General features: G+C 72.7%; 8 protein-coding genes and 1 pseudogene. All 9 read left to right on the top strand.

Annotated features, from left to right (window positions below; genetic code table 11):
• Window positions 1-5: 5 nt before the first annotated feature.
• The 9 genes and pseudogenes from GA0115240_RS15555 (at window position 6) to GA0115240_RS15520 (ending at window position 12,977) form a co-directional block, all read left to right on the top strand.
• Window positions 6-1,988: a CRTAC1 family protein gene (locus tag GA0115240_RS15555; protein WP_093737270.1), complete on the top strand. Its 1,983-nt coding sequence runs from the start codon at window positions 6-8 to the stop codon at window positions 1,986-1,988.
• Entirely contained in the window at window positions 1,985-3,010 is a 1,026-nt protein-coding gene (locus GA0115240_RS15550) for an enediyne biosynthesis protein (RefSeq protein ID WP_093737269.1), read from the top strand. Before GA0115240_RS15555 ends, GA0115240_RS15550 begins: the two co-directional genes overlap by 4 nt.
• Window positions 2,914-5,064, top strand: a pseudogene (locus GA0115240_RS39240) (beta-ketoacyl synthase N-terminal-like domain-containing protein); the annotation flags it as partial. The gene GA0115240_RS15550 and the pseudogene GA0115240_RS39240, both read left to right, overlap by 97 nt.
• Before the next feature lie 125 nt (window positions 5,065-5,189).
• Window positions 5,190-8,912 carry an SDR family NAD(P)-dependent oxidoreductase gene (locus GA0115240_RS39235; protein WP_346267945.1) on the top strand — a complete coding sequence of 1,241 codons (3,723 nt, stop codon included), beginning with the start codon at window positions 5,190-5,192 and terminating at the stop codon, window positions 8,910-8,912.
• The gene (locus GA0115240_RS15540) at window positions 8,912-9,418 is read left to right on the top strand and encodes an acyl-CoA thioesterase (protein ID WP_093737268.1); all 507 of its coding nucleotides are present in this window, start codon (window positions 8,912-8,914) and stop codon (window positions 9,416-9,418) included. Before GA0115240_RS39235 ends, GA0115240_RS15540 begins: the two co-directional genes overlap by 1 nt.
• Window positions 9,419-9,422: 4 nt before the next feature.
• Window positions 9,423-10,001 (top strand): flavin reductase family protein, encoded by a 579-nt coding sequence (locus GA0115240_RS15535; RefSeq protein ID WP_256069824.1) that lies wholly within the window; start codon window positions 9,423-9,425, stop codon window positions 9,999-10,001.
• A 38-nt stretch (window positions 10,002-10,039) separates the two neighbouring features.
• On the top strand, window positions 10,040-11,119 hold the full coding sequence (locus GA0115240_RS15530; RefSeq protein WP_093737267.1) for a carboxymuconolactone decarboxylase family protein: 1,080 nt from the start codon (window positions 10,040-10,042) through the stop codon (window positions 11,117-11,119).
• A 242-nt stretch (window positions 11,120-11,361) separates the two neighbouring features.
• A complete protein-coding gene (locus GA0115240_RS15525) occupies window positions 11,362-12,396 on the top strand; it encodes a sigma-70 family RNA polymerase sigma factor (RefSeq protein ID WP_256069823.1) in 1,035 nt (344 codons plus the stop codon).
• Entirely contained in the window at window positions 12,384-12,977 is a 594-nt protein-coding gene (locus tag GA0115240_RS15520) for a TIGR03086 family metal-binding protein (RefSeq protein WP_093737265.1), read from the top strand. The genes GA0115240_RS15525 and GA0115240_RS15520 overlap by 13 nt, the downstream gene beginning before the upstream one ends.
• Window positions 12,978-13,076 lie beyond the last annotated feature (99 nt).

The following is a 13,076-nucleotide window of genomic DNA, read 5'->3' as shown; positions in this document are numbered from 1 at the left end:
ACGTGATGGAACGTAGAGAGCGCCTGCGCAGACTCGTCCCGGGAGTTGCGACCCTGCTGGTCGCCACCGGCCTGTTCTTCGGTGTCCAAAGCGCCGTGGCCATACCGGACGCCGGCAACACCGCCGACAACTACAAGTTCCAGCAGATGCCCATCGCCATGCCGCCGGGCTACAACAACCAGAAAATGAACACGATCCGCCAGGTCAACCCGGCCTACGAGAAGATCCGGGCCTGGATCTCCTCGGTCGGCGCGAGCATCGCCATCAACGACCTGACCGGGCACGGCCTGCCCGACAGCATGTGCATCGTCGACACCCGCACCAACAAGCTGGTGGTGACGTACACCCCGACCGCCCGCGCCGCCGACCGGTTCACCCCGTTCGTGCTGGACGCCGGCAAGATCCCGATGGACGACACGATGGCGCCGACCGGCTGCACCCCCGGCGACTTCAACGGCGACGGCCGGATGGACCTGCTGGCCACCTACTGGGGCCGCACCCCCGTGCTGTTCCTGGCCAACTCCAACGCCACCACCTTGTCGCCCGCGGCCTACACCGCCCAGGAGCTGGTGCCCTCCGCCGCGCCCGACGGCAAGTACCACGGCCCGCGCTGGAACACCGACGCGGCCTATGTCGGCGACCTGGACGGCAGCGGCCACCCCGCGATCGTCATCGGCAACTACTTCCCGGACTCCGACGTCCTGGATCCGCACGGCTTCGCCAACGTGTCGATGAACAACTCCCTGTCCAGCGCCAAGAACGCCGGCGGCGACCACGTACTGCGCTGGTACGGGGCCACCACCGGGACACACCCGTCCGCCTCCTACGTGGAGGAGCACGACGCCATGGACTTCCAGGACTCCAGCGGATGGACCCTGGCCGTCTCCGGCGCCGACCTGTCCGGCGACGGGCTGCCCGAACTGTTCATCGCCAACGACTTCGGCCACGACCACCTGCTCTACAACACCTCCACGCCCGGGAAGATCTCCTTCAAGGAGGCCACCGGCCAGCGCACCCCGACCACCCCCAAGTCGTTCGTCCTGGGCAAGGACTCCTTCAAGGGCATGGGTGTCGACTTCGGCGACATCAACCACAACGGCAGCTTCGACATGACGGTGAGCAACATCGACCAGGCATGGGGCCTGGAGGAGAGCAACTTCGTCTGGATCAACAAGGCCAAGGACCAGGCCCAGATGAAGGCGAAGCTCAGCGACGGCATCGCCCCCTTCAAGCAGGAGGCCCAGCAGTACGGACTGGCGTGGACCGGCTGGTGCTGGGACGTCAAGATGGGCGACTTCCTCAACAACGGCGACCTGGACGTCATCCAGGCCGACGGCTTCGTCAAGGGGCACATCGACCGGTGGCCGTGGCTGCAGGAGATGGCCATGACCAACGACGACCTGCTGGTCAACCCCGCGATGTGGCCCAACGTCGGCCCCGGTGACGACGTCGCCGGCGACAACGCCCTGGCCTTCTACGCCAAGACCTCCAGCGGCAAGTACGCCGACATCAGCAAGCAGCTGGGCCTGGCGGTGCCGACCCCGACCCGGGCCATGGCCACCGCCGACACCACTGGCACCGGCGCGCTGGACTTCGCCGTCGCCCGCCAGTGGGGAGCGCCCGCCTTCTACGCCAACAAGGCGCCGAAGCTCGGCAACTACCTGAACCTCAGCCTCTACCGTCCGGCCCTCGACGGCACCGCGCCCGACCAGGGCCTGGCCGGACCGGGTTCGCCCGTCTACGGCGCGACCGCGACGATCACCAACGCGAACGGCACCCAGGTCGCCGAACTCGACGGCGGCGGCGGCCACGGCGGCTTCCGCAGCTTCGACGTCCGCTTCGGCCTCGGCTCGTTCAGCGGCACCAGCTCCGTCCTTCTGAAATGGCACGACGCGAGCGGCGTTCTGCACCAGCAGACGCTGCAGCTCACTCCCGGGAGCCACTCCCTCCAGCTGTCCAATGACGCCGAGGAGATCTCGAGCCGATGACCAACACCGTCCTCGAACAGTCGTCCAGCGGCGCCTCGCCCGACGAGCCCGCCGCGCCGGCCCACGCGAAGCAGCCCGCCAAGCGGGCCAAGAACACCGATCCGCGCTATCTGGCGCTGCGCAACTTCGCCATCAGCATCTCGATCTTCAACATCCTCGGCTACACCGTGCTGGGCTTCGAACAGCCCTGGCTGTGGCCCTTCATCGCGGTGGCCACCGCCTACACCACCGAGATCATCTTCGAGGTGATCAGCTCCTGGGCCCAGCAGCGGCAGCCGCGCTTCCGCGGCAACGGCGCCCGCGGCCTGTACGAGTTCCTGCTCCCCTCGCACATCACCGCCCTCGCGGTGAACATGCTGCTCTACGCCAACAACCAGATCATGCCGGTCATCTTCGGCGTGTTCGTCGGCGTGGCCGGCAAGCACGCGCTGCAAGCCCCGATCGCCGGCCGGATGCGCCACTTCATGAACCCGTCGAACTTCGGCATCACCGTGTCGCTGGTGTGCTTCGGCTCCTGGATCAGCATCGCGCCGCCGTACGAGTTCACCGAGCGGGCCGACACCTTCTTCCGGGTCATGATCCCGATCATCATCGCCACCGCGGGCACCGTCATCAACGGCGTGCTCACCAAGCGGGTCGGCCTGATCATGGGCTGGATGGGCGGCTTCTTCATCCAGGCCCTGGTGCGGCACGCGATCTGGCACGTGGCGCTCTTCTCCGCCTTCGGGCCGATGACCGGTGTCGCCTTCGTGCTCTTCACCAACTACATGATCACCGACCCCGGCACCACACCGTCCAGGTTCCGCAACCAGTTCATGTTCGGCGGGTCGGTGGCGGCCGTCTACGCGGTCCTGATGGAGTTCAACGTCGTCTACACCCTGTTCTTCGCCACCACCGTGGTCTGCGCCTCGCGCGGCATCGGCTGGTGGATGACCGCGCTCTACCAGCGGCGCAAAGCCGCCCGGACGCCCGCGGCGGGCCTGCCGGACAGCACGGTCGGCGCCGAGGCGGTGGCCGCGTGAGCACCCCGCAGCACGGCCGCGTCGCCGTGGTGGGCATCGCCTGCCGCTACCCCGACGCCGACGGACCCGAGGACCTGTGGCGCAACGTGCTCGCCGGGCGCCGCGCCTTCCGGCGACTGCCCGATGTCCGGATGCGGCGCGAGGACTACTACTCGCCCGATCCGGCCGCGCCGGACCGCTTCTACACCGACAAGGCCGCCGTGCTCGAAGGCTTCACCTTCGACCGGATCAAGCACAAGATCGCCGGCAGCACCTTCCGCTCCACCGACATGACCCACTGGCTCGCCCTGGAGACCGCCGCCCGCGCCCTGGAGGACGCCGGCTTCCCGGACGGCGCCGGCCTGGCCGGCTCCAACACCGGCGTGATCATCGGCAACACCCTCACCGGTGAGTTCAGCCGCGCCAATCTGATGCGGCTGCGCTGGCCCTACGTCAAGCGCACCGTCGGCGCCGCGCTGCGCGAGCAGGGCTGGGACGACACCCGGCTCGGCGAGTTCCTCGGCGAACTGGAGGAACGCTACAAGAGCCCGTTCCCGCCGATCGACGAGGACACCCTGGCCGGCGGCCTCGCCAACACCATCGCCGGCCGCGTGTGCAACTACTTCGACTTCAAGGGCGGCGGCTTCACCGTCGACGGCGCCTGCTCCTCGTCCCTGCTGTCGGTCGCGACCTCCTGCAACGCGCTGGTCAGCGGTCAGCTCGACGTGGCGCTGGCCGGCGGTGTGGACCTGAGCATCGACCCCTTCGAGGTCATCGGCTTCGCCAAGACCGGCGCGCTGGCCAAGACCGAGATGAAGGTCTACGACAAGGACTCCAACGGCTTCTGGCCCGGCGAGGGCTGCGGCATGATCGTCCTGATGCGGGACGAGGACGCGGTGGCGCGCGGGTTGTTCCGCTACGCCACCATCGCCGGCTGGGGCTACTCCTCCGACGGCAAGGGCGGCATCACCCGTCCGGAGGCCAGCGGTCACCGGCTCGCCATCCAACGGGCCTACGCCTCCGCCGGATTCGGCTTCGACACGGTCCGCTACATCGAGGGCCACGGGACCGGTACCGCGGTCGGCGACGAGACCGAACTGCGGGCCTTCACCGAAGAGCGCCTGGCCGCGGACCCCGCGGGGGTGCCCGCGGCGATCAGCACGGTCAAGGGCAACTTCGGCCACACCAAGGCGGCGGCCGGCGTGGCCGGTCTGATCAAGGCGATCCTCGCGGTCCGCCACCAGGTCATCCCGCCGGCCACCAGCCACGTCACCGACCACCCCGTGCTGCTCGGCGACCGCCCGGTGCTCCGGGTGCCCGACCGGGCCGAGCTGTGGCCGCAGGGCGCGGCCATCCGCGCCGGGGTCTCCTCCATGGGCTTCGGCGGCATCAACGCGCACATCGTGGTGGAACACGCCGACGGCGCCCCCCGCGAGGCGCTCGGCCGGGTCACCCGCCGACTGGTCCGCTCCCGGCAGGACGCCGAGGTGCTGCTGCTCGACGCCCAGAGCACCGTCGACCTGCGCGGCCAGGTGGCCCACCTCGCCGAATTCGCGGCCCAGCTGTCCTACGCCGAACTCGCCGACCTGGCGGCCGCCCTGCACCAGCGGCTGGCCGGCCGGCCGGTCCGCGCGGCCGTCGTCGTCCGCAGCCCGGAGGAGGCCGCGCAGCGCTTCGGCAAGCTGCTGACCCTGCTGGACAACGGAGCCCGCACCGCCGTCGACACCAAGGACGGCATCTTCCTCGGCAACACCCGCAGCGCCCCGCGGATCGGCCTGCTCTTCCCCGGCCAGGGCGCCGGACGGCGCGGCGACGGCGGCGCGATCCGCCGCCGCTTCGCCGCGGTGGACGCGCTGTACGAGGACAACCCGCTGCCGGACGGCGACCCGGTGGACACCGCCGTCGCCCAGCCGAGGATCGCCACCGGCTCGGCCGCCGGGCTGCGGGTGCTCGACGCGCTCGGGGTCCGCGCGGCCGGCGCGGTCGGCCACAGCCTGGGCGAGCTCACCGCCCTGCACTGGGCGGGCGCGCTGGACGAGGCCGCGCTGCTGCGGACCGCGGCGGCCCGGGGCCGGATCATGCGCGAGGCCAGCGACGGCGACGGCACCATGGCCGGTGTCCGCGCCGACGCGGGCGCGGTCGCTCCGCTGCTGGCGGGGGAGCCGGTGGTGATCGCCGGGTCAACGGCCCCCAGCAGACGGTGGTCTCGGGACCGGCCGAGGCCGTCGCCCGGGTCAGCCGCAAGGCGGCGGGCCTGGGACTCGACGTGTCGGCGATCGCCGTCTCGCACGCGTTCCACTCGTCCGGTGTCGCCCCGGCGGCCGGCGCGCTGCGCGCCCACCTGGCCGCCGAGACCTTCGCCCCGCTGCGGGGCGCGGTGGCCTCCACGGTGACCGGCTCCGTGCTGGCCGCCGACACCGATGTGGCGGAACTGCTGGAGCGGCAGGTCGTCCAGCCGGTCCGCTTCGAGCAGGCGCTGACCGCGCTCGCCGCCGACGCCGACCTGCTGGTCGAGGTCGGACCCGGGCGGATCCTGCGCGGCCTGGCGGCCGAGATCTGCCCGGACGTACCGGTGATCTCCATGGACACCGACAGCGACTCGCTCACCGGCACCCTCCAGGTGCTGGCCGGGGCCTACGCGCTGGGCGCGGCCGTCAGCACCGAGGCCCTCTTCGCCGACCGCTTCACCCGGCCGCTCCCGCTGGACAAGGTGTTCCAGTTCCTGGCCAGCCCCACGGAATCGGCGCCTGACGGGGACTTCACCGCCATCCCCGCCACCGCCGCCACCGTCACCGCCGGCGCGACCGCCACCGCCCCCGCGAGGGGCGGCCGCGCCGCGGAGCAGCCGGCCGGCCAGGCCGCCGGTGCCGCATCCGCGGGCCAACCCGGCGAAAGCACGCTCGACATCCTGCTCCGGCTCGCCGCCGAACGGGCCGAACTGCCCCTGGAAGCGGTACGGGCCGACAGCAACGCCATCGACGAACTGCACCTCAGCTCGATCACCGTCGGCCAGATCCTCGCCCAGACCTCCCGCGAACTCGGCGTGACCGCCCCGCTGGCCACCTCGGCGATGGCCACCTCCACCCTGGCCGAACTGGCCGCGATGCTGGACGAACTCGCCGCCACCGAGACGGCCGCCGACGCGGCCGGCTCCGACACGGCGCCCGGCGTCGGACCCTGGGTCCGCGCCTTCGCGGTGGACCGGACACCGGCCGCGGCCGGCCCGGCCCTCGACACCGCCGCCGGCAGCTGGACGCTCTTCTCCTCCGAACGGCACCCGCTGGCCGAGGCGCTGGCCGCCGAGCTCAGCGCCCGCCCGCTCGGCTCCGGCGTCCTGCTGTGCCTGCCCGAGGACACCGACGAGGAGCACACCCCGCTGATGCTGGCGGCGGTCCGCGCCGTGCTGGCCCAGCCGGGTACCCGCTTCGTGGCGGTGGGCCACCGGCGCGGCGCGGCCGGACTGGCCAAGACCCTGCACCTGGAGTCGCCGGACGTCGCCACCACCCTCGTCACCCTGCCCCCGACCGGCGACCTGTCGGCGGAGCAGATACGGCACTGGGTCCGGCGGATCAGCGCGGACGTGGCCGCCACCAGCGGCTTCAGCGAGGTGTTCTACGACCGCTCCGGCGGCCGTACGGTGCCGGTGCTGCGCCCGCTCCAGCCCGCCGCACCGGACGGGGCGCCGGCCGGCGCGGCCGAGCCGGGCAGCCAAGCGCTCACCGCCGGGGACGTCCTGCTGGTGACCGGTGGCGGCAAGGGCATCACCGCCGAGTGCGCGCTCGCGCTGGCCCGGGACTCCGGTGCCTCGCTGGCGCTGCTCGGCCGCTCCGACCCGGCCACCGACCCCGAGCTGGCGATGAACCTGGAGCGGATGCGCGCGGCCGGCGTCACCTTCGCCTATCTGCGGGCCGACGTCACCTCCGCCGACGAGGTCAAGGCCGCCGTCTCGGCGGCCACCGAACGGCTCGGCACGGTGACCGCGGTCCTGCACGGCTCGGGCCGCAACGAACCGCAGGGCCTGGTCAATCTGGACGAGTCCTCGTTCCGCCGGACGCTGGCCCCGAAGATCTCCGGACTGGAGGCGGTGCTCGCCGCCACCGACCCGGCCGACCTGAAGCTGCTGATCACCTTCGGCAGCATCATCGGGCGGGCCGGCCTGCGCGGCGAGGGCGACTACGCCACCGCCAACGACTGGCTCACCGACCTGACCGAACGCGTCCACGAGCAGCACCCGCACATCCGCTGCCTCGCCCTGGAGTGGTCGGTCTGGTCGGGCGCCGGCATGGGCGAACGCCTCGGCGTGCTGGAGTCCTTGATGCGCGACGGCATCGCGCCGATCTCCCCCGAGCACGGCATCGCCGTCCTGGGCCAGCTGCTGGCCGATCCCGCGGCGCCGACCTCGGTCGTCGTCATGGGCCGCGCCGAGGGCCTGCCGACGCTGACCCTGCCGCACCGCGAACTGCCCCTGCTGCGCTTCCTGGAGCGCGTGCAGGTGCACTACGCCGGGGTGGAACTGGTCGCCGACGCCGACCTGTCGGCCACCGACGACCTGTACCTTCCCGACCACCTGCTCGACGGCGACCTGCTCTTCCCCGCCGTCCTCGGCATGGAGGCCATGACCCAGGCCGCCCGCGCCCTCACCGGACGCGACACGGTCCCGACCCTGCGGGACATGGAGTTCCTGCGGCCGATCGTCGTCCCCGTCGACGGCAGCACCACCATCCGCGTCGCGGTACTCGCCGACGACGACCGCACCGTCCGCGCGGTGATCCGCAGCAGCGAGACCGGCTTCAAGGCCGACCACTTCAGCGCGGTGCTCGACTACGGCGACCGGCTGCCGGAGGTCTCACCGGGCATCGCCACCGAACCGCTGCTGGCCCTCGACCCGCACACCGAGCTCTACGGTCCGGTGCTCTTCCAGGGGGGCCGCTTCCAACAACTCCTCGGCTACCGGCAGTTGCAGGCCAAGGGCTGCGTCGCCGAGGTGTCCTCCCACTCGGGCGCGACCTGGTTCGGCACCTTCCACCCCGGCGACCTGCTGCTGTCCGACCCGGGCGCCCGCGACACGATGATGCACGCCCTGCAGTGCTGCGTCCCCGACGCCACCTTGCTGCCCGCCGGGATCGAACGGCTGCACCTGGCCGACCCGGCGGCGGTCCAGGGCCTGGACAAGCTGGTGCTGCACGCCACCGAGCGGTCCCGGACCGGCGACACCTACCTCTACGACCTGGATGTCACCGACCCCGAGGGGCGGCTGCTGGAGCGCTGGACCGGACTGCGGTTGCAGGCGGTCCGCAAGCAGGACGGCGCCGGGCCGTGGGTGCCGGCCCTGCTCGGCCCCTATCTGCAGCGCCGCACCGAGCAGTTCCTGCCGCAGGAGCTGCGGGTGGCCGTCCACGCCGACCCCGACGGGCCGCTCGAAGGAGTCGCCGCCCGCCGCGCCGCCACCGCGGCGGCCGTCCGGATCGCCCTCGGCGCCCCGGCCGAGGTGCGCTACCGGCCGGACGGCAAGCCCGAGGCGACCGGCATCGGCGGGGCCGGGATCTCCGCCTCGCACGGCGCGGGCGTGACCCTCGCCGTCTCCGGAGCGGGGCAGGTCGGCTGCGACGTGGAGCCGGTCATCGGCCGCGCCGCCGAGGACTGGGCCGGACTGCTCGGCGCGGACGGCGCCGCCCTGGCCGATTTGCTGGCTCAGGAGAACGGCGAGAGTCCGGACCTGGCGGCAACCCGGGTCTGGTGCGCGATCGAGTGCCTGCGCAAGACCGGCCACGCCCGGGTGGAGCTGGTCGCCGCCGGCGCCGCCGGGAACGGCCGCTGGGTGATGCTCCGGTCCGGCGACTCCACGGTGGCCACATTCGCCACCACGCTGCGATCGGCGGGCGAGCCGGTGGTGTTCGCCCTGTGCGCCGAAGGGAGTGTCTGATGCCGAGTCCCTACTACGAGTACCGCCATCTGGTCGGCTTCGAGGAGACCAACCTGGTCGGCAACGTCTACTACGTCAACTACCTGCGCTGGCAGGGCCGGTGCCGGGAGATGTTCCTGCGCGAGCGGGCACCGGCGGTCCTCGCCGACATCCGCGACGACCTGAAGCTGTTCACCCTCAAGTGCGAGTGCGAGTTCCTCGCCGAGATCACCGCCTTCGACGAACTGTCCATCCGGATGCGCCTGGAAGACCTCACCCAGACGCAGATCGGCTTCGCCTTCGACTACGTACGGGTACGGGAGGACGGGGCCGAGGACCTGATCGCCCGGGGACGGCAGCGGGTGGCGTGCATGCGCGGCCCGAACACCGACACCCGGCCGTCCAAAGTGCCCGAGGCCCTGCTGAACGCGCTCGCCCCCTACGCCGGCCCCGGGGTGCTGCCCGGCCGGCTGCCGGCCGGAGCCGGCCGCGCGGAGCCCGTGACCACCGCACCGGGACGGAGCTGACACCGTGACCAGTGCCGATCAGATCCTCGGTTCCACCGTCCCGGCCGAGCTCCGGTCCGGGACCCGTATCCAGGCCGTCGGCGAGCCCCGGCACGAGCGCGGCCATCTGCGCTCGGTCTTCGGGGCGTTCGCCACCGGCATCACCGTGGTGACGGCCCGGGGCGACGCGCCGCTCGGCATGACGGCCAACTCCTTCACCTCGGTGTCCCTCGAACCGCCGCTGAACCTGGTGTGCGTCGACCGCACCGCGGCGATCCACGACGTCATCCTGCGCGACCAGGTCTTCGCCGTCTCGGTGCTCTCCTCCGGCCAGGAGCCGCTGGCCACCTACTTCGCCAGCCACAGCAGGCCGCGCGGGGAAGAGGAGTTCGCGCTCGTCGACTCGGTGCCCGGACCCCGTACCGGCGTTCCGGTGCTGGCCGGGGCGCTCGCCTGGATGGAGTGCCGGCTCGCCGCGGTCTACGACGGCGGCGACCACTCCATCTTCCTCGGCTCGGTGCTGGACCTCGGCCACGGCACCGGCGAGCACGCCCTGCTGTTCCACGGAGGCCGTTTCCACCGCCTCCTGCCCGGCGCCGCATAGGCGCCCGGACCCTATCCCAGGACAGGAGCGAGACCCAGATGCCCGAGATCGTCAAGTACGTCACCCCGGTGGCCCCCAGGGCCGCGACCGGGGTGGTCGGCGAGGTGTACAGCCAGTCCAAGCACGAGGTCGGCCGGCTGGTGGAGGCGGTCACGATGTTCTCCGCCGACCCGGAACTGCTCGCCGCCACCTGGGCGGGATTCCGCGAACCCCTGCTGGCCACCGGTGCGGCACCGCGGGTGGCCAAGGAGGCCATCGCCGCCACCGTCTCCCAGCTCAACGAGTGCCCGTTCTGCGTCGACGCCCACACGATCATGCTCTACGGGGGCGGCGCCGCCCAGTTCGCCGGCGAACTGCTCGACAGCGGCGGCACCCAGGACGTGTCCGGGGAGTACCAGGCCCTGGTCCGGTGGGCCCGCGCCACCTCCGCGGCGGCCACCGCCACCACGAGTGCGCCCTTCACCCCGGAGCAGACCCCGGAGTTCATGGGGGTGCTGGTGTACTTCCACTTCCTCAACCGGGTGATCAACGTGCTGCTGAACGGCAGCTTCCTGCCCGGCTCGGAGCGCGCCAAGCGCATCTCCCGCCGGGTGGCGGGCAAGATGATGGCCAAGAACGTCGGGGCGGTCAACGCGGCCGGTGCGTCGGTCGGGCTGCGGACGGCCCCCGCCGCCCCGCTCCCCGCCGACCTGGCGTGGGCGTCCGGCTCGCCGGCCATCTCGGCGGCCCTGGCCTGGGTCGCGGCCACCCTCGACCGGGCGGCCGACCGCGCGGTACCGACCGGGGCCCGGGCGGTGGTGGAACAGGCGGTACGCGACTGGCAGGGCGAGACCATGCCGCTCAGTGCGGCCTGGGCCGACGTGCCGGGCCGGGACCTGCCGCCGGCCGAGCAGCCCGCGGCCCGGCTGGCGCTGCTCGCCGCGCTGGCCCCGCACCAGGTCACCGAGCGGGACGTGGTGGCCTACCGGATCGGCCACCGCGACGACACCCAGCTGCTCGGGCTGCTGTCCTGGGCGGCGTTCACCGCGGCCCGGCGGGTCGGCTCCTGGACCGCGGCAGCGGCCGGGGCCGCCGGGCCCGCACCGGCCGCCAGGACGGTGCGCGACCCCGCGGCGTGACGCCCACCGCGTCGGGGGCGCCCGGACATCCCGGGCACCCCCGACGGCCGGTCGGTCCCGCACCCGGAAGCAGGGCCTTGAGCAGGGCCTTGAGCAGGGCCTTGAGCAGGGCCTTGAGCAGGGCCGGAAGCATGTCCGGGAGCAGGGGCCGGAAAGCGGGCGGGCGGCGAGCGATGAGTTTTCCGTCCGCGACAGGTCTTTATTGGGTGGAGGTGCATCACACTGACCTGGGGGGAGTTCTGGTGAACACGTTGAGTGGCCAGCGACCTGTCGAGGAGGCCGAGACGGAGATGCCGGCGGACGCCTTCGTGCGCCGGGCCGCCCAGTTCCGACCCGAACTGCTGGCCCACTGCTACCGCATGCTGGGCTCGGTCCAGGACGCGGAGGATCTGGTCCAGGAGACGTATCTGCGCGCCTGGCGCGCCTACGACGGCTTCGAGGGCCGGTCCTCGCTGCGCTTTTGGCTGTACCGCATCGCGACCAGCGCCTGCCTCACCGCACTCGACCACCACAGCCGCCGCTTCGTGCCGGCCGGCCTGAGCACCGCGAGCGACGATCCGACCGGCCCGCTCAATCCGGCCGGCCTGGAGATCCCCTGGGTCCAGCCGCTCCCGGACATCCCGCCGGACCCGGCCGCCGTGGTCGCCTCGCGCGGCAGCGTACGGCTGGCGCTGATCGTCGCGCTCCAGCAGCTCCCGCCCAAGCAGCGGGTCGTGCTGATCCTGCGGGACGTACTGGCCTGGCGCGCGGCCGAGGTGGCCAAGCTGCTCGACACCAGCACCGCGGCGGTCAACAGCGCACTGCAGCGCGCCCGCGCGCAGCTGGAGCAGATCGCGCCCGCCGAGGACGACATCAGCGACTCGCTGGACGGGGAGAACCGCCTGCTGCTGGACCGCTACGCCAAGGCATTCGAAAACGCCGACGTCGACGCGCTGCTCCACCTGCTGCGCGAGGACGTACGGCTGGAGATGCCGCCCGAGCCGGTCTGGTTCGCCGGGCGCGACGTGGTCGGCCGGTTCTTCGGCGAGCGCGTCTTCACCCGCTCCGGCGCCCAGCGGCTGGTGCAGACCACCGCGAACGACGGGCAGCCGGCCATGGCCACCTACTGGCTCGGCGCCGACGGCCGCTACCACGCCCACGCCCTGCAACTGCTCACGCTGCGCGGACACCGGGTCGCCCGGATCATCGCCTTCCGCGACCCGTCGCTGTTCCCCTTCTTCGGTCTGCCCAGGGAACTGCACACCGCCACACCGCCGGCGCCGTCATGGTCGGTCTGACGCAGGCGGTCCGGCTGCTGGAGGACGCCGTCCACTACGGTCTGCGGGCCGTCGAGGGCGTCGGCTCCGACGCGCTGTCCCGCCCGACGCCCTGCGCCGGCTGGGACCTGGACATGCTGCTGTGCCATGTCAACGAGTCGATGTCCGCGCTCCGCGAGGGCGCCGAGAGCCACTGCATCGGGCTGGGACCACCCGACCGCCGCCCCCGGCCGCCCGGTGCGAGCGGCGTCCCCGACCGGGTCGCCGCCTTCCGGGACGGCGCCCTGGACCTGCTCCTGGCCTGGCGGCACAGGGCCGCGGGCCGCCCGGAGATGGAGGTGGGCGGGCTGTCGCTCGCCGATCAGACGGTCGCCTTCGTCGGCGCCGTCGAGATCGCCGTGCACGGCTGGGACATCGCCGAGTCCTGCGGGACGCGGCGGGCGATCCCCACACCGCTGGCCCTGGCCATGCTGGAGTGGGCTCCGCTGTTCGTGGACGACGGAGCGCGGCCGCTGCTGTTCGCCGCGCCCGTCCCGGTCCCGCCGCAGGCGAGTCCCAGCGATCGGCTGGTGGCCTATCTGGGCCGGCAGCCCGGCAGTTGAGCCGCCGGCCGGCCCGCGCCGGCCCTGCGCCGCCCCGGTGGAAACGACGCGCCGCCGGACCCGTGGATCGGGTCCGGCGGCGCGTGCCGTGGGCGGCCG

This window comes from Streptomyces sp. DvalAA-14 (assembly GCF_900091855.1).
GTDB lineage: Bacteria > Actinomycetota > Actinomycetes > Streptomycetales > Streptomycetaceae > Actinacidiphila.
Note: the sequence above shows the minus strand (reverse complement) of the source record. Positions and strands in the feature narration are given on the sequence as shown.